22 protein-coding genes are annotated in these 21308 nt (G+C 70.4%); 12 read left to right on the forward strand and 10 right to left on the reverse strand.

The genetic code is table 11. The features are described from left to right. Window positions 1–10: 10 nt before the first annotated feature. Both AB0J78_RS01275 and AB0J78_RS01280 read right to left on the reverse strand, forming a co-directional pair. Window positions 11–1624, reverse strand: a complete 1614-nt coding sequence (locus AB0J78_RS01275) for a Na+/H+ antiporter (protein ID WP_363785690.1) — start codon at window positions 1622–1624, stop codon at window positions 11–13. A gap of 215 nt (window positions 1625–1839) precedes the next feature. Next, complete coding sequence (locus AB0J78_RS01280) at window positions 1840–2940, reverse strand: glycerophosphodiester phosphodiesterase (protein ID WP_363785693.1); 1101 nt, start codon at window positions 2938–2940, stop codon at window positions 1840–1842. Between the two features lie 186 nt (window positions 2941–3126). Here AB0J78_RS01280 and purD point away from each other — a divergent pair, with 186 nt between their 5' ends. The 3 genes from purD to AB0J78_RS01295 all read left to right on the forward strand — a co-directional run bounded on the left by purD (window position 3127) and on the right by AB0J78_RS01295 (window position 5942). Continuing rightward, window positions 3127–4389 carry a phosphoribosylamine--glycine ligase gene (gene purD / locus AB0J78_RS01285; protein WP_363785696.1) on the forward strand — a complete coding sequence of 421 codons (1263 nt, stop codon included), beginning with the start codon at window positions 3127–3129 and terminating at the stop codon, window positions 4387–4389. Window positions 4390–4484: 95 nt separating this feature from the next. Further along, window positions 4485–5648 (forward strand): pyridoxal phosphate-dependent aminotransferase, encoded by a 1164-nt coding sequence (locus AB0J78_RS01290; protein WP_363785699.1) that lies wholly within the window; start codon window positions 4485–4487, stop codon window positions 5646–5648. Between the two features lie 129 nt (window positions 5649–5777). Then, window positions 5778–5942: a hypothetical protein gene (locus AB0J78_RS01295; protein WP_363785701.1), complete on the forward strand. Its 165-nt coding sequence runs from the start codon at window positions 5778–5780 to the stop codon at window positions 5940–5942. Between the two features lie 208 nt (window positions 5943–6150). On the opposite strand, the gene AB0J78_RS01300 is transcribed toward AB0J78_RS01295, so the two are convergent. Together AB0J78_RS01300 and AB0J78_RS01305 are read right to left on the reverse strand one after the other, a co-directional pair. Beyond that, window positions 6151–6744 (reverse strand): HAD family phosphatase, encoded by a 594-nt coding sequence (locus AB0J78_RS01300; protein ID WP_363786363.1) that lies wholly within the window; start codon window positions 6742–6744, stop codon window positions 6151–6153. A gap of 23 nt (window positions 6745–6767) precedes the next feature. Beyond that, window positions 6768–7790: a GntG family PLP-dependent aldolase gene (locus AB0J78_RS01305; RefSeq protein ID WP_363785703.1), complete on the reverse strand. Its 1023-nt coding sequence runs from the start codon at window positions 7788–7790 to the stop codon at window positions 6768–6770. A gap of 167 nt (window positions 7791–7957) precedes the next feature. Here AB0J78_RS01305 and AB0J78_RS01310 point away from each other — a divergent pair, with 167 nt between their 5' ends. The 3 genes from AB0J78_RS01310 to AB0J78_RS01320 all read left to right on the forward strand — a co-directional run bounded on the left by AB0J78_RS01310 (window position 7958) and on the right by AB0J78_RS01320 (window position 9816). Further along, on the forward strand, window positions 7958–8473 hold the full coding sequence (locus AB0J78_RS01310; RefSeq protein WP_132671969.1) for a SigE family RNA polymerase sigma factor: 516 nt from the start codon (window positions 7958–7960) through the stop codon (window positions 8471–8473). A gap of 51 nt (window positions 8474–8524) precedes the next feature. After that, a complete protein-coding gene (locus AB0J78_RS01315) occupies window positions 8525–9142 on the forward strand; it encodes a hypothetical protein (protein WP_363785705.1) in 618 nt (205 codons plus the stop codon). A gap of 89 nt (window positions 9143–9231) precedes the next feature. After that, window positions 9232–9816, forward strand: a complete 585-nt coding sequence (locus tag AB0J78_RS01320) for a TetR family transcriptional regulator (protein WP_363785707.1) — start codon at window positions 9232–9234, stop codon at window positions 9814–9816. A gap of 55 nt (window positions 9817–9871) precedes the next feature. Here AB0J78_RS01320 and AB0J78_RS01325 read toward each other — a convergent pair whose 3' ends face one another. Continuing rightward, window positions 9872–10339: a hypothetical protein gene (locus tag AB0J78_RS01325; RefSeq protein ID WP_363785710.1), complete on the reverse strand. Its 468-nt coding sequence runs from the start codon at window positions 10337–10339 to the stop codon at window positions 9872–9874. 106 nt (window positions 10340–10445) lie between these two features. On the opposite strand from AB0J78_RS01325, the gene purB reads away from it, so the two are divergent. After that, the gene (gene purB, locus AB0J78_RS01330; protein ID WP_363785712.1) at window positions 10446–11879 is read left to right on the forward strand and encodes an adenylosuccinate lyase; all 1434 of its coding nucleotides are present in this window, start codon (window positions 10446–10448) and stop codon (window positions 11877–11879) included. Between the two features lie 258 nt (window positions 11880–12137). On the opposite strand, the gene AB0J78_RS01335 is transcribed toward purB, so the two are convergent. Next, window positions 12138–12785 carry a TenA family protein gene (locus AB0J78_RS01335; RefSeq protein ID WP_363785715.1) on the reverse strand — a complete coding sequence of 216 codons (648 nt, stop codon included), beginning with the start codon at window positions 12783–12785 and terminating at the stop codon, window positions 12138–12140. Between the two features lie 72 nt (window positions 12786–12857). Between AB0J78_RS01335 and AB0J78_RS01340 the strand changes: the two genes are divergently transcribed. After that, window positions 12858–13748, forward strand: a complete 891-nt coding sequence (locus tag AB0J78_RS01340; protein WP_363785718.1) for a phosphoribosylaminoimidazolesuccinocarboxamide synthase — start codon at window positions 12858–12860, stop codon at window positions 13746–13748. Window positions 13749–13971: 223 nt separating this feature from the next. Then, entirely contained in the window at window positions 13972–14715 is a 744-nt protein-coding gene (locus AB0J78_RS01345) for a DUF2334 domain-containing protein (protein ID WP_363785720.1), read from the forward strand. Window positions 14716–14787: 72 nt separating this feature from the next. On the opposite strand, the gene AB0J78_RS01350 is transcribed toward AB0J78_RS01345, so the two are convergent. Continuing rightward, the gene (locus tag AB0J78_RS01350; protein ID WP_363785723.1) at window positions 14788–15423 is read right to left on the reverse strand and encodes an MBL fold metallo-hydrolase; all 636 of its coding nucleotides are present in this window, start codon (window positions 15421–15423) and stop codon (window positions 14788–14790) included. Between the two features lie 104 nt (window positions 15424–15527). Then, complete coding sequence (locus tag AB0J78_RS01355) at window positions 15528–15938, reverse strand: hypothetical protein (protein WP_363785725.1); 411 nt, start codon at window positions 15936–15938, stop codon at window positions 15528–15530. Window positions 15939–16171: 233 nt separating this feature from the next. On the opposite strand from AB0J78_RS01355, the gene purS reads away from it, so the two are divergent. Genes purS through purL form a run of 3 tightly spaced genes read left to right on the forward strand, consistent with a single transcriptional unit; the run spans window position 16172 to window position 19391 of the window. Further along, on the forward strand, window positions 16172–16411 hold the full coding sequence (gene purS / locus AB0J78_RS01360) for a phosphoribosylformylglycinamidine synthase subunit PurS (RefSeq protein WP_132621754.1): 240 nt from the start codon (window positions 16172–16174) through the stop codon (window positions 16409–16411). Continuing rightward, window positions 16408–17085 (forward strand): phosphoribosylformylglycinamidine synthase subunit PurQ, encoded by a 678-nt coding sequence (purQ, locus tag AB0J78_RS01365; protein WP_363785728.1) that lies wholly within the window; start codon window positions 16408–16410, stop codon window positions 17083–17085. The genes purS and purQ overlap by 4 nt, the downstream gene beginning before the upstream one ends. Next, window positions 17082–19391: a phosphoribosylformylglycinamidine synthase subunit PurL gene (gene purL, locus AB0J78_RS01370; protein ID WP_363785730.1), complete on the forward strand. Its 2310-nt coding sequence runs from the start codon at window positions 17082–17084 to the stop codon at window positions 19389–19391. The genes purQ and purL overlap by 4 nt, the downstream gene beginning before the upstream one ends. A gap of 15 nt (window positions 19392–19406) precedes the next feature. On the opposite strand, the gene AB0J78_RS01375 is transcribed toward purL, so the two are convergent. Further along, window positions 19407–20390, reverse strand: a complete 984-nt coding sequence (locus AB0J78_RS01375) for a pentapeptide repeat-containing protein (RefSeq protein ID WP_363785733.1) — start codon at window positions 20388–20390, stop codon at window positions 19407–19409. Window positions 20391–20508: 118 nt separating this feature from the next. After that, on the reverse strand, window positions 20509–21258 hold the full coding sequence (locus AB0J78_RS01380; RefSeq protein ID WP_363786365.1) for a lysozyme: 750 nt from the start codon (window positions 21256–21258) through the stop codon (window positions 20509–20511). Between the last annotated feature and the right edge of the window lie 50 nt (window positions 21259–21308).

Here is a 21308-nt window from a genome sequence, read left to right on the forward strand (position 1 = left end):
CTCCGTCCCCTCAGCGGTTCCGCCAGGAGCTCTCCACAGCGGCTTCCTGCAGGTCGAGTTCGCGGAGGACGCGGCGCAGCACCTCGTCGTCGAGGTTGCCCGCGTCGCGTTCGTCCGCGATCGCCGAGCGCTGCACGTCGATGATGCTGCGCCGCAGCTCGGAGAACGTCCGGGTCGAGGTGTCGGCGCGCTCCGCCGGAGTCCGCCCCACCTGATCGGCCGCGGCCATGCCCTGGTGCTCGACCAGGCCTCGCATCCGGGAGACCATCCGGTTCAGCGCGGAGCTCTCGCAGCGCGCGTCGGCCGGGGTCAGCCCGTCCAAGTAGGCCAGGGCCGCGTTCGTGGCGATCCGCCGCGCCTCCGCCTCGGCCTGGTCGTCGCTGCGCGCCTCCTCCGGGTCGGTGATGCCCAACCGGCGGATGAGCAGCGGCAACGTGGTGCCCTGCAGCAGGATCGTGCCGACCGTGACCACGGCGGCGACGAACTGGATCACCTCGCGGCCGGGCAGCGGAGCTCCGCTGCCGGTGGTGAACGGGATCGCGCCCGCCGCCGCCAGCGTCACCACGCCGCGCATCCCCGCCCAGGACAGCACCGCCGTCCGCCGCCACCGGCCGCCGCGCTGGCGACCACTCCTGATCAGGTGCGACACGCCGGGCAGGTAGTTCGAGGCGAACATCCAGAGCACCCGGAACGCCATCAACGACAGCAGGATCAGCAGCGTGGCCAGCGCGATGTCACCCGCCGGGCGCCCGGACTCCAGCACCTCGGTGACCACCGACTTCAACTGCAGGCCGATGTAGGCGAACACCAGGCTCTCCAGCAGCAGGTTGATCGCGCCCCACACGGTGTGCTCCTGCAGCCGCCCGGCGGCGCGCGCCCGGGGCAGGTTGTGGCCCACGTACAGCCCGGCGGTGACCACCGCCAGCACGCCGGAACCGCCCAGCTCCTCGGCCGTCAGGTAGGCGATGAACGGCACGAGCACGCCCAGCAGCGTCGCAATCTGCACGTCCGGGATGTGCTGGCGGGCCAGCTGCGCGAGCATCCCGAATCCCAGCCCCAGCACGACGCCGACCACCACGGCCAGCGCGAACACCCACAAGCCCTGGGCGAGCGTCGGCGTGGTCCCCACGGCCGCGGTGATCGCCATCCGGTAGATCGTCAGCGCGGCGGCGTCGTTGATCAGGCTCTCGCCGCCGAGCACCGTCATCACCCCGCGCGGCAGCTTCAGCTGGCGGCCGATCGCCGCCGCCGTCACCGCGTCCGGCGGGGCGATCACCGCGCCCAGCACGATCGCCGACGCCAGCGGCAGGTCCGGGATCAGCAGGAACGCGATCCAGCCCAGCACGAACGACGTGACGATCACCTGCAGCACCCCGTGGTGCACGATCGGACGGATCCTCGCCCTGAAGTTGGTGAACGAGCTCTCCAGCGCGGCCGCGTACAGCAGCGGCGGGAGCACGGCGGTGAGCAGCAGCTCCGGCTCGATGCGCAGCTCGTCGAGCCCGGGCACCAGCGACACCGCCATGCCGACCGCCACCAGCAGCAACGGCGCAGCGATCTCCCGGCTCCGCGCCAGCGCCGTGACCAGCAACGCCCCGATGAGGACCAGAATCAGCTGGGTCAACTCGCACCTCCGTCCACGATGGACACCCTAGGTGCGCACCCCCGCGATCACCCGAAACGACGAAACCGCCGCCCCCTAAAGGGGACGACGGTCTCACTCATCTCGCACTCCACCCCGGGGCACCCGACTTCCACGGAACTCAGGGGTCCGATTTCCACTGAAATCGGGTTCCCGACTTCCACTGAAATCCGGTCACCCCAGGTGGGGCCGGTGGGTCAGTGCTGGTCTCGGGCGGTGATGGCGAGGTCGGGCATGTCGCTGAAGACGCCGTCGATGCCCTGGTCGTAGAGGGCGTGGAAGAAACCGAGGGCGTCGCCCCACTGGGCCGGGTCCTGCGAGGACTGGAAGTCCGCGGGCAGGAAGTTGTTCTCGGCGCGGACGGTGTAGGGCACGACCTGCAGACCGGCGGCGTGCGCGTCGGCGACCACGGTGGTCGGCTCGGTGAGGTGGTTGCTGTCGTCGACCGGGAGGATCACCTTGGTGTCGGGGCCGATCACGTCCGCGTAGGTCGCGATCTCTTTCAGCCCCTCCGGCGCGACCAGGTCGGCGTAGGTGCGCGGGTCACCGGCTTCGATGAAGTCCTGCGGTGCGCCGCTGTTGCTGATCAGCTGAACGAGCCGCACCCGGAGCTGTTCGCGCAGCTCCTTGAGGTTGCCGACCTCGAAGGACTGCACGACGACCTTCGCGTCCTCCTCGTTCAGGCCGTTGGCGTCGAGCGCCTCGACCACTCCGGGCTCGACCGGCAGGCCGAGCTTGCGGAAGTAGCTGGGGTGCTTGGTCTCCGGAGCCACGCCGATGTCGCGGCCGAGCTCCTCGGACAGCCGCTCTCGCAGGTCCAGCACCTCCTGGAAGGTCGGCACCTCGTAGAGGCCGTCGTAGACCGTGTTGTGCTGGCGGATCTCCGGGATGCGCTCCTTGGCGCGCAGCGTCTTGAGCTCGGCGAGGGTGAAGTCCTCGGTGAACCAGCCGGTCATCTCGGTCCCGTCGATGACCTTGGTGGTCTTGCGGGAGGCGAACTCCGGGTGCTCGGCGACGTCGGTGGTGCCGCCGATCTCGGGCTCGTGCCGGGCGACCAGCACGCCGTCCTTGGTGGGCACCAGGTCGGGCTCGATGTAGTCGGCGCCCATCCGGGCGGCCAGCTCGTAGGAGGCGAGCGTGTGCTCCGGCCGGTAGCCGGAGGCGCCTCGGTGGCCGAACACCTCGATCTGCGCGGTGTCCGGGGCCGGCTCGGCGGCAGCGGGCCCCACCGAGGTGGTCACCCCGAGCGCGGCGGCGCCCACAACGGACAAAGCGATCAACCGTCCCCGAATCGTCATGCGTTCTCCCCGTTCCGATTGTGGCGGCTCCACCCAACCCCCCGCATCCGACGCCAGGGGCACACCAGTGCGACGTGCGGCCGACCGCCGGGTGAACGCCGCGCGACCTGCGATGCGCCATCCGGCGGCAACACTTCCCCGGGGGCAGCCGCCAAGTGGCCCACCGCACGCTCTACGCTGCGTTTTGTGCGAATCCTCGTGATCGGCGGCGGCGGCCGGGAGCATGCGATCGTGTTGGCGCTGTCCCGTGATCCGTCCGTGACGGCACTGGCCTGCGCGCCCGGCAACGCCGGAACCGCCGCGCTCGCCGAGTCCTACGCCGTCGACGTCGCCAAGCCCGACGAGGTGGCCGCGCTGGCCACCCGCTGGAAGGCCGACCTGGTGGTCTTCGGACCGGAAACACCGCTGGTCGCAGGCGCTTCCGACGCCGTGCGCGCCGCGGGCATCCCGTGCTTCGGCCCGTCCAAGGCGGCGGCCCGCATCGAGGGGTCCAAGGCCTTCGCCAAGGACGTCATGGTCTCCGCCGGTGTGCCGACCGCGCGCAGCGAGATCGTGGACAACCCCGCGAAGCTGGACGCCGCGCTGGCCGGTTTCGGCCCGACCTGGGTGGTCAAGGACGACGGTCTGGCCGCGGGCAAGGGCGTGCTGGTCACCGGTGATTTCGACGCCGCCCGCGCGCACGCGATGAAGCTGCTCGACGGCGGCCACCCGGTGCTGCTGGAGTCCTTCCTCGACGGGCCCGAAGCCTCGCTGTTCTGCCTGGTCGACGGCACCACCGTGGTCCCGCTGCTGCCCGCGCAGGACTTCAAGCGCGTCGGTGACGGCGACGCGGGCCCGAACACCGGCGGCATGGGCGCCTACGCGCCGCTGCCGTGGGCCCCGGACGACCTGGTCGACACCGTGGTCCGCACGGTCGTGCAGCCCACCGTCGACGAGCTCGACCGCCGCGGCACCCCGTTCTCCGGCCTGCTCTACGCCGGACTCGCGCTGACCTCGAACGGCCCGCAGGTCATCGAGTTCAACTGCCGCTTCGGCGACCCCGAGACCCAGGCCGTGCTGGCGCTGCTGCACACCCCGCTGGCGCAGCTGTTCAACGCCGTGGCGCGCGGTGAGCTCGCCGAGCAGCCGGAACTGGAGTGGGAGCAGGGCTCGGCGGTGACGGTCGTGCTGGCCGCCGAGGGCTACCCGGGCCGCCCGCGCGTCGACGACGTCATCCAGGGCTCGGACCTGCAGGGCGTGCTGCACTCCGGCACGCGTCGCCGCGAGGACGGCGCCGTGCTGTCGTCGGGCGGACGGGTCCTGTCGGTGGTGGCCACCGGTTCCGACCTCAGCACCGCCCGCGACGAGGTCTACCAGCGGGTCGAGCGCGTCCACCTGCCCGGTGCGCACTGGCGCACCGACATCGCCCTTCGCGCGGTCGACGGCGAGATCAGCGTTCCGAAACCCTGACGACCGGCGGCACCGGCCGCGTCCGCGGTGGCCGGTAGCGGCCGGAGCGGTCCCGGTCCTCGGGATCCGCGCCGGCATCTGGCACGCTGGCTCGCATGGTGAAGCCCGCCGCGCTGGCCGCAGCACAACGCGCGAACGTAGACCCGTTCCAGGTCATGGAGGTCCTCACGGCCGCAGCCGCCCGGCAGCGGGCGCGCGGCGACGTCGTGTCGCTGGCCGCCGGTCAGCCCTCCACCCCGGCGCCGAAGGCGGTCCGCGAGGCCGCCGCGCGGGCGCTGGAGAGCAACGCGCTGGGTTACACCGAGCAGCTCGGCGTCCTGGAGCTGCGGGAAGCCATCGCCGGGCACTACGAGAAGGCGTACGGCCGCTCGGTCCCGGTGGACGAGGTCGTGGTGACCACCGGCGCCTCGGGCGCGTTCCTGCTGGCGTTCCTCGGCGCCTTCGACGCCGGTGACCGGGTCGCGCTGGCCAGCCCGGGGTACCCGGCCTACCGCAACATCCTGTCCGCGCTGGGCTGCGAGGTCGTCGAGCTGCCCTGCGACGCGTCCACCCGGTTCCAGCCGACCGTCGAGATGCTCGAAGCCCTCGACGAGCCGGTGCGCGGGCTGATCGTCGCCAGCCCCGCCAACCCGACCGGCACCGTGCTCTCCCGCGACGAGCTCGCCGGGCTCGCGGAATGGTGCGAGGCCAACGGGGTGCAGCTGATCAGCGACGAGATCTACCACGGCCTCAGCTACGGCGAACCGCTGCACACCGCGCGGGAGTTCTCCGCCGAGGCGATCGTGGTCAACAGCTTCTCCAAGTTCTGGTCGATGACCGGGTGGCGCCTCGGCTGGATGCTCGTGCCGCCGCGCCTGCTGCGCGCGGTCGACTCGCTGACCGGGAACTTCACCCTCTGCCCGCCCGCGATCTCGCAGCAGGCGGCCGTCGCGGCGTTCAGCCCGGAGGCCTACGACGAGGTGGAGGCCCAGGTCGAGCGCTACCGGGAGAACCGGGCGCTGCTGCTCGACGGTCTGGCGGACGCGGGCATCACCAAGGTCGCCCCGGCGGACGGCGCCTTCTACGCGTGGGTCGACATCAGCGATCACACCGACGACGCGGCGTCGTTCTGCCGCCGGCTCCTCGACGACACGGGCGTGGCGCTGGTCCCCGGCGTGGACTTCGACCCGGCCCGCGGCCACCACTACCTGCGCCTCTCCTTCGCGGGCGATCCCCACGACATCACCGAGGCCGTTCAACGGCTCGGAGCCTGGCTGTAGACCCGGTGGCTCGGCGGGGCTCAGGGGCACCCTGATGTTTCCCGGAACCGGGCCTTCGACCTGCCGATTTCCGCGTTCCCTCTGGCAGGCTGGACGCGCGGGACTCTCCCCGGTGAAGAGGTGGTCGTGATGTTGTGGAAGGTGCTCGGCGGTCTGCTGGTCCTGTGGCTGGTGGTCTCCGTCGCCGGAGTGCTGATCAAGGGCCTGTTCTGGCTCGCGGTGATCGGCGGGATCCTGTTCGTCGCCACCGCCGCCCTGGGCTGGGCCAAAGACAAAAAGGAAATCAAGCCCTAGGTGTAGGCCCATCATCACGGTGGTCGGCTTGCTTGGCGGTGCGGGTGGGGGAACCTGACCGGCTCCGTGGACTCCGCGCGCCACTCCTGATGTATTCCGCTTACCCAGGGGGTGGACATCGGCTTCGCGGCGTGCTCGCCACGAAGCCGCTCAGAACCCCCGGCGGTGCAAGCTGCTCAGGTGGTGAAGGAGAGAGCACCTTCGGTGCTCAGGCGGCCAGTTTTTCTTGGAGGAGGTCGCGGGCGTGGTCGGCTGAGTGCCAGAGCTCCGCGTTGAGGCCTGCTTGCCGGGCGCCGGCGATGTTCTCCGCGCGGTCGTCGAAGAACAGGCATTCGGCGGGCTCGGCGCCGAGGGTGTCGAGCAGGATCCGCCAGATCTCCGGGGCGGGCTTGGTGACGCGCAGGTCGCAGGAGAACAGCAGGTGGTCGAAGAACCGCGCCCACGGCTTGCTCTCACCGGCGCGGGCGAACGTCGTCGAGGCGTTGGACAGCAGCGCCAGCGGTACCTCGCGCCGGTGCAGGTCTTCCAGCAGTGCCAGCGAATCCGGGTCGGCGAACATCCAGCCGTCGACGTCGACGCTGGTCAGGCGGTGGATCAGCGAGTCGTCCAGCTCGCGGTCCAGTCGTGCGGCCACCGCGCGCCAGTAGTCGGCGTCGGAGATACCCGCGTCGTAGGCCCGGCGCTCGGCCCAGTAGGCCTCCTCGAAGGTCGGCAGATCGGTGTCCAGCATCGCGGCCATGTCGGGCAGCGCGTGGGTGCGTCGGCTGATGACCTCGCCGTAGTCGAACACGATCCACCGCAGCATTCGAACCTCCGCTCCTCGCGCTAGACCCCGGCTCGGTCGATCCGGCGCAACGCCTCTTCCACGTCCGACTTGGACACGTCCCGGTGCGTGACGAACCGGACCTGCCCGTTCATCGGCACCGCCAGCACGCCCACCGAGCGCAGCCGCTGCAACGTCAGCTGCACGTCCGGGACCGCCGCCAGCAGCATGTTCGTCTGCGGCGCGGTCACCTGCCAGCCCTGCTCGGTCAGGCCGTCGGCGAGCACCCGGACGTTGTCGTGATCGTCCGCCAGCGCGTCGACGCGGTCCAGCGCGACCAGCCCGGCCGCGGCCAGCACACCGCCCTGCCGGACGCCGCCACCGAGCATCTTGCGGATCCGCCGCCCGGCCTTGATGAACTCCGCTTCTCCTGCCAGCACCGATCCGACCGGCGCGCCGAGACCCTTGCTCAGGCACACCTGCACGCTGTCCACGCCCACCGTCAGCGCGGCGGGAGGCACACCGAGCGCGACCGAGGCGTTCCACAACCGGGCGCCGTCGAGGTGCACCTTGAGGCCGAGCTCCTTCGCCGCGGCCGCCAGCCGTGCGTGCTCGTGCGGCGGGAGGACCGCCCCACCCGCGCCGTTGTGCGTGTTCTCCAGGCACAGCAACGTGGTGTGCAGGGCGTCGTAGGCCATGGTCAGGTTCGCCTGCGTGCGCACCGCCTCGGCCGTGGGCGCGCCCGGACCGGCGTCCCACTCCAGCGGATCCGGCATCCCGCCCGCCAGCCACGCCGCCGAACCGAGCTCGTGGTTGAGCACGTGCGCACCGCGCGGCGCGAGGAAGCGGTCGCCCCGCTTGAGGTGCAGCATCAGCGCGATCAGGTTGCCCATCGTGCCGCTGGGCACCCACAACGCCGAGGCGGTGCCCAGAAGCTGGGCCACCCGTTCCTCCAGCGCGCGCGTGGTGGGATCGTGGTCGAGGACGTCATCGCCGACTTCGGCGGCGGCCATCGCGGCAAGCATCTGCTCGTCGGGACGAGTCACCGTGTCGGAGCGGAGATCGATGGGCGCCGGAGTGGTCACGAACAGATCACATCACACCTGCACCGGGTCGGGGCAATGGCCCTGTGAGGCGTGATCTCACCGCTGCGGTATCAATCACAGGTGGATCGGCTCGAAACGTCGTGCAACGGTTCGGGCACGCGATCCCGTCATAGCAGTGCAGGCAACGAACGAGCGGAGAGTTCCGCGTGGACCAGCGCGAAGAGCAGGAGTTCGCGGAGTACTTCGTGGCTCGGCGGGAGGCGGTGCGTCGGATGGCGTACATGATGTGCGGCGACTGGCACCGCGCGGACGATCTCGCCCAGACCGCGTTCATCGCCCTGCACCGCCACTGGCGAAAGGTCCGGGACAAGGGCGCGCTCGACGCGTACGTGCGCCGGACCTTGACCCGGGCGGTGATCGACGAGTCGAGGCGGCCCTGGCGACGGGAGAGGGCCGCCGAGACTCTGCCCGACAGTCCGGTCGACGACCCGGACGTGGACGACTCGGTGTCCACCAGGCAGACCCTCATCGCGGGGTTGCGCAAGGTGCCGCCGAAGCAGCGCGCCGTGCTGGTCCTGCGGTTCCTCGAGGGGCTGGACGTCGCGGGAGTGGCGGCGGTGATGCGATGCAGCGAAGGAACCGTGAAGAGCCAGTGCGCCAGGGGGTTGGCGACGCTGCGAGAGGTGCTGGGAGACGAGCTCGGGGATCTGAGGTCCGCGTGAAGGGGGTGCGGGTTGGACGAGCGCAAGCTCGAAGAGCTTTTCCGTGACTCGGTGCGAGCCGTTCCGCCGGCGTCGTTCGACGAAGGCGACATCTCGACGGCGTCGCGGCGGATCACGGCCCGGCGCCGGATGACCGCGACCGCCGGTGGGACGGTCGTGGCGGCTGCGGTGCTGGTCGGCGGGATCGGGGCGGGAACCGGTTGGTTCTCGTCGAAGACCGACACGGTGGCGAGCCCGCCGCCGGTGGCACCGCAGACGGCGGCACCCGGCCCGCATCTCGAGTCCGGCGGGATCAGCCCGCGCTCGTCCGGCTGCCAGCCGGACGCGTCGCTGGTCGAAGCGGTCGAGGCCACGCTGCCCGAGGCCGGGAGCACCACGCCGACATCGGTGCGCACGTGCCCGACCGGCGCGAAGGCGGCGGCGTTCTCGCTGCGCGACGGTGCCGCGGCAGGGCGGGTGACGGTGATGATCAGTCCGGCGGGCGCGGCGCAGGCGGGCCAGTCGGCCCCAGGCGACGTGCAGCGTCCCGACGGTGCGCAGCAGTCGGTGCGCAAGGCGCGCAGCGGCAAGCTCGTGGTGGTGCTCAGCGAGCCCGAGGCCGGTTCGCCGGGGGCTCCGTTCGTCACGCGGGTCGGCAGCATCGCCGGGGACCTCGCCACCCGGTTCTGATCGGTGAAGCGGCTGGTCGGCCGTGCTGCGGAGTTCCTCCGCAGCGGCGATCAACCGGATGTTCCGGACACGGCATAGGATCGCGGGTCATGACAGCGGCCAGCACACCGAAGGGCGAGCGGCGGCGGCAGGCGTTGGTTGCGGCTGCGGCGCAGCTGCTCGTCGAGGGCGGGTTCGACGCGGTGCGGCACCGCGCCGTTGCCGAGCGCGCCGCGCTTCCGCTGGCGTCGACGACCTACTACTTCTCCTCGCTGGAAGACCTGATCACCGCAGCGGTGGAGCACAACGCGAGGGAGGAGCTCGCCGCCGGGCGGGCCCGGCTCGCCGATCTGTCCGAGCAGCAGCGCAGCACCGACGCGGTGATCGAACTCCTGCTGGACCTGCTCCTGGGCGTCGACTCCCGGCACGGCGGCGTCGAGCCGGTGCTGCTGCGCTACGAGCGGCTGGTCGGCTCGCCGCGCCGCCCCTACCTCGCCCCGCTGATGCGCGAGATGGCCGTCGAGCTGCAGAACCTGCTCGCGGAGATCTTCTACCGCAGCGGTATGGAGGTGGGCGCGGAGCGGCTCACCGAGCTCGTCGCGCTGGTCGACGGAGCCGTGGTGAACGCGCTGATCGAGTCCGATCCCGATCCGCGCGGAGTGGCCCGCAGAATGTTGCGCACGCAGCTTTCCTGATTCGCGTGCAAGAACGCCGCCCGGTCATCTGGCGAACCGAGAACGTTCTTTCACGTTAAAAGTCCCAACTGGTTTCCGCGTAATTCTTGACCTCGGCGATTCCTTCGCACGCTGGGCACTTTCTTGTGACTTTCTTAGTCAGCGGATCGCGGCCCAGCGGGGTTGGCTGCGGAATCTTGATCTGAACGTCGCAGAGCGCCGCTACGCATTGCCCGGCGTACACCGCCCCTGGTCGCATGGTCGTCGCGTGGCGTTCCGCCTGACCTGCGCCCACGATCCAGAACACGTCCTGCCGATCTTCGGTGAACCTGGTGATGTCCATCCGCTCCCGTTCCCGTGCACAGCCGCGAATGCGTCGGTCAACCATAAGTTCGCGCCGTTGTATTCGTCCAGAATCCCACACCGGATCGAGCGGAATTGATGATTTCGCCGAACCGGCGATTGACGGAAAATGTTTCACGACGTGAACGCCCTGGGACGGACGAGTTCGGCGGGGTCGGGATTCGATCGCGGCGAACTCCACGGGCAGCGGCCCCTCAGCCACCTCGGGTGCACCGATCCGCGACGCCGAGCGGGTCGTCAGCCGCTACGCAGAACGAGTCGACACGCCCGTCAATTATCCTGGCCGGGTGACGGACAAGCCCAGCATCCCCAATGTTCTCGCCGGTCGCTACGCCTCGCCGGAGCTGGTCGAGCTGTGGTCGCCGCAGCACAAGATCGTTCTCGAGCGGAGCCTCTGGCTGGCCGTGCTGCGCGCCCAGGCCGACCTCGGCATCGAGGTGCCGGAGCAGGCCGTGGCCGACTACGAGCGGGTGCTGGAGCAGGTCGACCTCGACTCCATCGCCGCGCGTGAGCGCGTGACCAGGCACGACGTGAAGGCCCGGATCGAGGAGTTCAACGCCCTGGCCGGTCACGAGCAGATCCACAAGGGCATGACCTCGCGGGATCTGACCGAGAACGTCGAGCAGCTGCAGGTCCGCCGCAGCCTGGAGCACGTCCGCGACCGCACCGTCGCCGTGCTCGCCCGGCTGGCCAAGCTCGCCGGGCAGAACGCCGAGCTGGTCATGGCCGGTCGTTCGCACAACGTCGCCGCGCAGGCCACCACGCTGGGCAAGCGCTTCGCCACCGCCGCCGACGAGCTGCTCGTCGCCTTCCGCCGCCTCGAAGAGCTCCTCGACCGCTACCCGCTGCGCGGCATCAAGGGCCCGGTCGGCACCGCTCAGGACATGCTCGACCTGCTCGGCGGCGACACCGACAAGCTCACCGAGCTGGAGCGCCGCGTCGCCGGTCACCTCGGCTTCGCCAGCACGCTCACCAGCGTCGGCCAGGTCTACCCGCGCTCGCTGGACTTCGAGGTGCTGAGCCTGCTCTCGCAGCTGGCCGCCGCGCCCTCCAGCGTCGCCAAGACGATCCGGCTGATGGCCGGGCACGAGCTGGTCACCGAGGGCTTCAAGCCCGGCCAGGTCGGCTCCAGCGCCATGCCGCACAAGATGAACACCCGCTCCTGCGAGCGCGTCAACGGTCTCGCGGTGATCGTGCGCGGGTACGTCTCGATGAGCGCGGAACTGGCCGGTGACCAGTGGAACGAGGGCGACGTGTCGTGCTCGGTGGTCCGCCGGGTGGCGCTGCCGGACGCGTTCTTCGCCTTCGACGGCCTGCTGGAGACGTTCCTGACGGTGCTCGACGAGTTCGGGGCGTTCCCGGCCGTCGTGGCCCGCGAGCTCGACCGCTACCTGCCGTTCCTCGCGACCACCAAGGTGCTGATGGGAGCGGTTCGCGCGGGCGTGGGCCGGGAGGTCGCGCACGAGGCGATCAAGGAGAACGCCGTCGCGGTCGCCCTGGACATGCGCGAGCAGGGCGCCGAGCGCAACGACCTCCTCGACCGGCTCGCCGCCGACGAGCGGCTGCCGCTCGACCGCGAGCAGCTGGAAGCCCTCCTGGCCGACAAGCTGGCCTTCACCGGCGCAGCGTCGTCCCAGGTCAGCGACGTCGTCGCCGCAGTGGAGAAGGTAGCGACCCAGTACCCCCAGGCCGCGACCTACTCCCCGAGCGACATCCTCTGACCTGCACCGCCCGCCACCGGGCGAGGGCCAGGAACTACCGCTCCGCGTTGCTTGAGGAATGCGGCGGTAGCCGCTGTTTCAGGTGTGGGACTCAGCTCGCACCGCCGCGGGTTCTGAGGTGGTTCTCCTGTGAGGACGTGTCGACGTGGTGTATTGGCACATGAGTCGGCGCGCCCGGAGCAGGAGGACCTCAGTGCTTTCCCATTCGGGGGTTTCCGCTACTTGCACCGCTGAGCAAGGTGAGATCTGAATGAACCTTCAGTCCCAGTGGGCGTTGAAGAAGTCGATCTCGCACTTGGTGGCCTGCTGGAACAGGCGCAGGCAGCGGGCTCGTTCGCGCTCGTCGAGGTCCGCGCCGATGCGGTCGAGCTCGGAGCGCAGCCAGGTCACCCACTCCTTGAAGTCGGGGTTGGCGTGCAGCTCGATCCACTCGGCGTGGACGAAGTTCTCCGGCTTCGCCGGTGCACGCACCGCCCACTCCAGGTAGGTCCACTCGGCGACGGTGAGCACCGTCAGGATCTCGGCGTAGCCGCCGTTGTCGCGGGTGTCGCGCATCAGGTCGCGGAACGCCACCGTCGCCGGGTCCAGCTCCGGGTTGACCCGGTCGGCCTCACCGATTCCCAGCGCGTCGAAGGAGCGCTGGAAGTAGGTGTTCTCCTCGCTGGTGACCACCGCGATGCTGCCCGCCAGCGCCAGCCGCGAGGAGTACCGGTCGGCCTGGGCGACGGCGGCGCCGAGCAGCGCAAGGAAGTCGTCCACGAACTGGTAGTCCTGCACCAGGTAGGAGCTCATGTACTCGTCGGGCATGGAACCGTCGAAGAGCGCGTCGGTGAACGGGTGCTCCACGACCTGGGTCCAGTCGGGTTCGCTGCGACCGCGCAGCCAGTCGGTGAAATTCTCGGTCACGATCTCCTCCTCCTGATCCCCTCAATCCCACCACGTGCGAGCCGCCAACCTGCGGTGGGAGACAATCGCGTCGTGGTTGCACTCGCCGATTACCCCCAGATCGCGGCAGGCAAGGTTCGCCAGCTGCACGCCGTTGACGACGAACACCTGCTGCTGGTCGCCTCGGACCGCATCTCGGCCTACGACCACGTGCTGGACACGCCGATCCCGGACAAGGGCGCCGTGCTCACCGCGATGAGCGTGTTCTGGTTCGAGCTGTTGGCCGACGAGCTGCCCAACCACCTGGTGGCCCGCGACGACCCGCGCATCCCCGCCGAGGTCCGCGGCCGCGCGCTGCTGGTCAAGCGGCTGAGCATGGTGCAGGTGGAGTGCGTGGCCCGCGGCTACCTGACCGGGTCCGGGCTGATCGACTACCAGCGCACCGGTTCGGTGTGCGGCGTCGCGCTGCCGGACGGGCTGGTCGAGTCGTCGCGTCTGCCGGAGCCGATCTTCACCCCGGCGACCAAGGCCGAGATCGGCGAGCACGACGAGAACGTGAGCTTCGAGGCCGTCGCCGCGAAGGAGGGCACCGAGCTCGCCACCGAGCTGAGGGACCTGACGCTGCGCGTCTACGCCCGCGCGGCGGAGCACGCGCGCGAGCGCGGCGTGATCCTGGCGGACACGAAGTTCGAGTTCGGCCACAACTCCGCCGGTGAGCTGGTGCTCGGCGACGAGGTGCTGACCCCGGACTCGTCCCGCTACTGGCCGGCCAACGGCTACGAGGCGGGCAAGGTCCAGCCGTCCTTCGACAAGCAGTTCGTCCGCAACTGGCTGACCTCGGAGGAATCCGGCTGGGACCGCCATTCCGACACCCCGCCGCCCGCGCTGCCGGACCACATCGTCGAGGCGACCCGGGCCCGCTACATCGAGGCGTACGAGCGCATCACGGGCCGCTCCTTCGCCGACTGGCCGCAGGGCTCCTGACCACGGGCTTTCGAATTTCGCGCGAAATTCGAGTCGAGAACTTCGGGGTCGAATTTCGCGCGAAATTCGAATGCTTCACCCGGTAGCGGGATTGGGCGGCGTGTCGCGGGGTGGACCTGGCCTGCGCGTTTGATGGTTGCGGGGTGGAGGTTCGCCGGATTTGCGCCGGGGGGACACCTGGCTTTCAGGTAACGGTCACCCGCGCCAGGCCGAATGGGTGTTTGTGAGCACGCCGCTCGTGGTGTCGTTGTCGGGGCTGGAACACCGGTCGCTGGACAGCTGCGCGGATTTCGCCGCGGAGCTGGACCGCCGGAACGTCCCGCTGTCCTTGTTGATCTCTCCGAGCCCGACCGATCTCGACGCCCGCGACCGCAGGTCACCGCTGCTCGGCTGGGTGGCCGATCGGCTCAACGGCCGGGACACGGTGAGCCTGCACGGCTTCGCCCGCAGCTCACCCGGTCTGCGCTCGCGGCTCGCGCCTGCGGCGCGGCTCCCCGCGCACGAAGCGGGTTTGCGGCTGGTGGCGGCCTCGGCGGTGCTGGAGCAGGCCGGGCTGCGCACGCACACGTTCATCCCGCCGCGCTGGCTGGCCTCGCCGGGAACGGTCCTGGCCGCTCAGCGGCGTGGCTTCGCGGTGTGCGCGGACGCTCTGGGCGTGCGCGACCTCGGCACCGGCACCGTGCTGCGGTCCCGCATCCGGATCTTGGGTCCGGGTGAGGTCGCGGAGCCGTGGTGGTGCCGGGCGCTGGTGCTGGGCGCCGGTCGCGCGGCTCGCCGAGGACGTGCCGTCCGCTTGGCGCTGGAGGCGCAGACGCTGGCGAAACCGGCGGTGCGCCACGCGATCCTGGACGCGGTGGACCTGGCGCTGCACCACGGCGCCGAGCCCGTCACCTACGCCTCGTTCGCCACGGTCCGCTCGGAGCCGGACCGGATCCCGACCCCGCGGATTCCGCACGAGGCCTGGTGATCGGGACATGGTCCGAACTGCCCGGGCGAGGACATCGATCATGGACGGTTCGGACCACGACCGCACATCGCCCTAGACCTCCGTGGCCGAGCCCCGGGGGAGGACGTCGACCGTGGTCTCCGAGGGGCTGAGCTCTTCGAACCTGCGGTAGTGCATCGCGGGCATCGCCAGGACCGCTTCGTGGATAGGCACGGCGGCGCGCGGCGCGACGGCGCGCAGGAAGTCGACGGCCTCGGAGAGCTTGAGCCAGGGCGCGCCGGTAGGCAGGCCCAGCACGTCGACCCGCTGCTCGGGGACGTGGAACGCGTCGCCCGGGTGGTAGAAGGCGCCGTGGTCGACGAGGTAGCCGATGTTGTCGATGTTCGGGATGTCCGGGTGGATCACCGCGTGCTGCCCGCCGACGATGTTGATCGAGGATCCGCCCAGTTCAAGGGCGTCGCCGGGCCGAGCCGTGGTGGCGGTCAGGCCCTTCTCGGCGACGGCGGGAGCGCTGCCCGGGTCGACGACCAGCCGGGCGTCCGGGTTGGCCGCCAGCAGCGCCGGGAGCCGCTCGAAGTCGAGGTGGTCGGGGTGCTGGTGGGTGATCAGCACGGCGTCGAGGTCGCGCAGGTCCTCGAAGTCGGTCGAGAACGCGCCCGGATCGAGCAGCAGCCTGGCCGACCCGGTCTCCAGCAGCACGCACGCATGTCCGAAGTGGGTGATGTGCACGCGAATCCTCCTCAGCGGCGGGCGAAATCCGCACCCCACTCTGCCACCGCCCGCGCGAGGGCGAAGACCGGTGGCCCCCGAGCCCCGCCGGTCTTCGCCTCCTGTCATCGGACGGTGATGGTGACTCCCGGAACCGAGCCGCCGCCCACGCGTGCGTGCACCACGTACTGGCCGGGCGGGACGTCGCCGATGGTGGCGACCGCGTCGGCGCTGCCGCCGGAGTCGCGGACCAGGTGGGCGACTCCCTCGTCGGCGCCCATCGGGTGCTCGGAGTCGCGGACGAACGAACCGGAGGAGATCCAGCTCAGCGCCTCCGGCCCGTGGTCGAGGTGGATCTTCAGCTGCTCACCCGGGCGCACCACGGCGCGGTCGACGGTCAGCCCGTCGCCCTGGGCGGTGACCGCGGCGGTCGGCGCGGTGCCGGTGGCCGGAACAGCGGTGGCGATGGGCCCGGTGGCGGTCAGCGCGAGGCCGGCGAGTGCGGCTCCGGCGAGCGCGGTCTTCAAGCTGCGCATCGTGAAATCCCCTCAGTGCGAGCGATGTCGTTGATGTCCTGAAGACGCCCAACCCCGGAATAGGTTCAGACAACCACCCCTTCGGGTGATGCAGAACACAGGCGATGGGTGAGCTGCGACGCACGTCAGGCCCCTGCTCGGGAGGGCGAACGCCCAGCTCAGTTACGCTGCGCACGTACTGCTGGCCATCCGCCGGTACCGGCGGATCTGCACGGAAACCGGGAGCAGCACCCGTGGCCCGAGTCGTTGTCGACGTCATGCCGAAGCAGGAGATCCTCGACCCGCAGGGACAGGCGGTGGCCAACGCGCTGCCCCGTCTCGGGTTCGACGGCATCACCGAAGTCCGCCAGGGGAAGCGGTTCGAGCTGGAGGTCGCCGACGACGTCGACGATGCCACGCTCGCCAACATCGCCGAGACGTTGCTGGCCAACCCCGTGATCGAGGACTTCGTCGTGCGCCGGGTGGAAGCATGAGCGCGAAGATCGGTTTCATCACCTTCCCCGGCACGCTCGACGACGTCGACGCCGCGCGGGCGGTCCGCCGTGCCGGTGGCGAGGCCGTCGCCCTCTGGCACGCCGACCACGACCTCAAGGGCGTCGACGCCGTGGTCGTGCCCGGCGGCTTCTCCTACGGCGACTACCTGCGCTGCGGCGCGATCGCCAAGTTCGCACCGGTGATGACCGAGGTCATCATCGCCGCGGGCAAGGGGATGCCGGTGCTGGGCGTGTGCAACGGCTTCCAGATCTTGTGCGAGTCCGGGCTGCTGCCCGGCGTGCTGACCCGCAACGCGGGCCTGCACTACGTGTGCCGCGACCAGTGGCTGAAGGTGGAGAACAACTCCAGCGCCTGGACCACTCGCTACGACGCCGGCGCCGAGCTGCTCATCCCGATCAAGCACGGCGAGGGCAACTACGTGGCCGACGAGGCCGTGCTCGACCAGCTCGAAGGCGAAGGCCGCGTGCTGTTCCGCTACGCCGGGGAGAACCCGAACGGGTCGCGGCGCGACATCGCGGGCATCACCGACTCGCGCGGGCGGATCGCGGGCATGATGCCGCACCCCGAGCACGCGATCGACCCGCTGACCGGGCCCACCGACGACGGCCTCGGCATGTTCCTGTCCGTTCTGGATTCTTTGGTGGCAGCGTGACCGACAAGATCGACACGGCCGGTGGAGCCGGCCACATCGACTCCGTCGACCGGGCGAAGACCTCTCCGGACGTCGACCAGCCGTTCCGCGAGCTGGGCCTGAAGGACGACGAGTACCAGCGGATCCGCGAGATCCTCGGCCGCCGGCCCACCGAGGCCGAGCTGGCGATGTACTCGGTGATGTGGAGCGAGCACTGCTCCTACAAGTCCTCGAAGGTCCACCTCAAGTACTTCGGCGAGACCACCACCGACGAGATGCGCGCCAAGATGCTCGCCGGCATCGGCGAGAACGCCGGCGTGGTCGACATCGGCGACGGCTGGGCGGTCACCTTCAAGCTGGAGAGCCACAACCACCCGTCCTACGTCGAGCCCTACCAGGGCGCGGCCACGGGTGTGGGCGGCATCGTCCGCGACATCATGGCGATGGGCGCCCGCCCGGTAGCCGTCGCCGACCCGCTGCGCTTCGGCCCCGCCGACGCCCCGGACACCAAGCGCGTCCTGCCCGGCATCGTCGCCGGAGTCGGCGGCTACGGGAACTGCCTGGGTCTGCCCAACATCGGCGGCGAGGTCGTCTTCGACGATTCCTACGCCGGGAACCCGCTGGTCAACGCCATGTGCGTCGGCGTGATGAAGACCGAGGACCTGCACCTCGCGCACGCCTCCGGCAAGGGCAACAAGATCATCCTCTTCGGCGCGCGCACCGGCCTCGACGGCATCGGTGGCGTGTCCGTGCTGGCCTCGGAGACCTTCGACGGCGACGAGAGCGCGGGCGGCCGCAAGAAGCTGCCCAGCGTGCAGGTCGGCGACCCGTTCGCCGAGAAGGTGCTCATCGAGTGCTGCCTGGACCTGTACCACTCGGGCCTGGTCGTGGGCATCCAGGACCTCGGGGGCGCCGGGCTGTCCTGCGCGACCTCCGAGCTGGCCGCGGCCGGTGACGGCGGCATGCGCGTCGACCTGGACCAGGTCCCGCTCCGCGCCGTCGGCATGAACGCCGCGGAGATCCTCTCCAGCGAGTCCCAGGAGCGCATGTGCGCCGTCGTGGATCCGTCCAAGGTGGACGCGTTCATGAAGGTCTGCCAGAAGTGGGACGTCACGGCCAACGTCATCGGTGAGGTCACCGACGGCGAGAACCTCGAGATCTACTGGCAGGACGAGCTCGTCGTCGACGTGCCGCCGCGGACCGTGGCCCACCACGGCCCGGTCTACCAGCGTCCCGTCGAGCGGCCGGGCGAGCAGGACCTCATCGCCGCCGACAACGCCAACACCCTGGCCCGTCCGTCCACTTCGGACGAGCTGCGGGAGACCATCCTGACGATGGCCGCCTCGCCGAACCTGTGCTCGCGCGCGTGGGTCACCGACCAGTACGACCGCTACGTGCGGGGCAACACCGTGCTGGCCCAGCCGTCCGACGGCGGCGTGCTGCGCATCGACGAGGAGACCGGTCGCGGCATCGCGATCGCCACCGACTGCAACGCGCGCTACACCAGGCTCGACCCGTACACGGGTGCGCAGCTGGCGCTGGCCGAGGCGTACCGCAACGTGGCCACCACCGGTGCCACGCCGATGGCCGTCACCAACTGCCTGAACTTCGGTTCGCCGGAGGACCCGGGCGTGATGTGGCAGTTCCAGCAGGCGGTGCGCGGCCTGGCCGACGCCTGCGCCGAGCTGGGCATCCCGGTCACCGGCGGCAACGTCAGCTTCTACAACCAGACCGGTCAGCAGGCGATCCTGCCGACTCCGGTCGTCGGCGTGCTCGGCACGATCGACGACGTCACCCGCCGCATCCCCACCGGCATCGGTGGCGAGGAAGGCGAGACGCTGATCCTGCTCGGCGAGACGCGCGAGGAGTTCGGCGGTTCGGAGTGGGCCCGCGTGGCGCACGACCACCTCGGCGGCACGCCGCCGAAGGTCGACCTGGCCCGCGAGAAGCTGCTGGCCGAGATCCTGCTCGCGGGTTCCCGCGACGGCATGATCTCCGCCGCGCACGACCTCTCCGAGGGCGGTCTGGCGCAGGCGCTGGTCGAGACGGCGCTGGTCGGCGAGTGCGGTGCCCGCGTGGTGCTGCCGGAGGGCGCGGACCCGTTCGTCCAGCTGTTCTCCGAGTCCGCCGGTCGTGTCCTCGTCGCGGTCCCGCGCTCCGAGGAGCTGCGCTTCACCGACATGTGCACCGTCCGCGGCCTGCCGTGGGCAAAGGTCGGCGTCGCCGACGCGGGCTCGAACTCGCTGGACATCCAGGACGTCACCGAGATCCCGCTGCCGGAGCTCCGCGAAGCCTGGGAAGGCACCCTGCCGAAGCTGTTCGGCTGAGGCCCGGAAGTCCGCTCACTCAGGAGCCCCGACCGCGATGGTCGGGGCTCCTGTCGTTCCGGTCAGGTCCGGGGCCTGCTCGAAGACGACGCCGTCGAAGTCCGACCGCCCTTCGAACGTCGAACCGGCCAGCGTCACCTCGTCGGCGAAGGCGCTGTCGGAGAACTTCACGGGCCCGTGGAACGTGCTGCGCTGGCAGCGCACCGGGCCGCCGAAGTCCACGCCGCTGAACCACGCGCGGCGGTGGAACACCGCGTCGTCGCAGCGGAACCTGCCGCTGAGCCGGCCGGTGCCGAAGGCGCTGCCGGTGAAGTAGACGTCGCCGTGGAAGACGCTGCGACTGAGGTTGTTGCTGCTGAACAGGTGCGCGTAGCGCAGCAGGACGGTGCCGACCTTGCGGTCGGACAGCTCGAAGTACTCCAGCGTCGCCCCGGTCAGGTCCAGGTCGAAGGCGGGTTCCTCGGCGTCGTCCGCGCCGGGCAGCAGCTCGGTGATCAGGCGCTGCGCGGTCAGCCGCACCTGCAGCTGGCGCTCGGCGTCGTCGGACTCCTCCGGCGTCCAGCGCTGCGACGGCGAGTAGCGCGGGTGCTGGAAGGGGCGGCGCAGGTAGGAGCAGAGCACGTCGAGGACGGTCTGGGTGTAGTCGCGATTGCTGCGCGCCAGACCCGCCAGCGCGTGCAGCGCACCCACCCTGACCTGGTCGGTCTCGTGCCCCAGCAGCTCGACCGCGCGGGCGAAGCGCTCGTCGGCGACGCGGTCGCGGTCCAGGTCGGCGCGACGGCTCTCCAGGCTCTGCCGCTGCTCCTCGACCCGTCGCCGCCGGTCGTTGAGCCACAGCGCGTACAGCGCGACCACCGACCCGGCCGCGAGCCCTCCGGTCCGCAGCGCGTCCGCCCCGGTGATCCGCGGGTCGAACACCAGCAACCCGACGCTCACCCCGCACAGCACGAGGATCGCCAGCGAGATCGTCAGCACCAACCCGACCTTGCGTTCACCCATGCCGGTGATTCTCCCCGAAGCCGATCACCGACAGGTGCCCTTCCGCACCGGGGAACCGGATTACTCCCGTATTCCGGGGCCTGATTACCGGAGTTTTCCGGGTCTGGGTGCGGCGGGGTCAGCCCTGGGCCAGGGCTTGGAGGTTTGAGATGGGGCCGTTGAAGGTGTTCTGGTCCAGGGGGTCCGAGGTGTGCTGCCAGAACGTCCACAGCAGCCAGCCGCGGGGGAGCTCGCCGGGACTGTCGGCGTAGCGGGCGATCCACAGCGGGTTGGTGGTGCCGAAGGTCCCCGAGACGCACTGGTTCCACCAGTTCGCGCTGGTGTAGATGACCGGGTAACGGCCGGTGCGCGCGTGGTAGGTGTCGCTGAAGTCCTTGATCCACGCGGTCAGCGCGTCCTCGCTCATGTCGTAGCAGACCTGGCCGTACGGGTTGTACTCCACGTCCAGCGCGCCGGGCAGCGTGCGGCCGTCGGCGGACCAGCCGCCGCCGTTGTCGACGAAGTAGTTCGCCTGGGCGGCTCCGCTGGAGGCGTTGGGGATCGCGAAGTGGTAGGCGCCGCGGATCATGCCGACGTCGTAGGACCCGTTGTACTGCTGCGCGAAGTACGGGTTGGTGTAGCTGTGGGACTCGGTCGCCTTGACGTAGGCGAACCGCTTGCCCTGCCCGTACCAGGACGCCCAGTCGACGTTGCCCTGGTAGCTGGCGACGTCCATGCCCGGCACGGTGGCCAGCGGGTCGAGGTTCGGCTCCGGCAGCGGATCCAGGGGCTCGAACTTGCGGATCTGCGATCCCAGCGTCGCGTTGTCCTCGTCGGCGGGACTCGCCTGAGCCGGGGCCGTGAGCACCGAGCACGCCAGCGCGACCATCAGGACCAGGGCTGATCGACCGCGTGCAGTCATCGTGGCCTCGCATTCAC

Source organism: Saccharopolyspora sp. NPDC049426, assembly GCF_040676935.1.
Classification (GTDB): Bacteria; Actinomycetota; Actinomycetes; order Mycobacteriales; family Pseudonocardiaceae; genus Saccharopolyspora.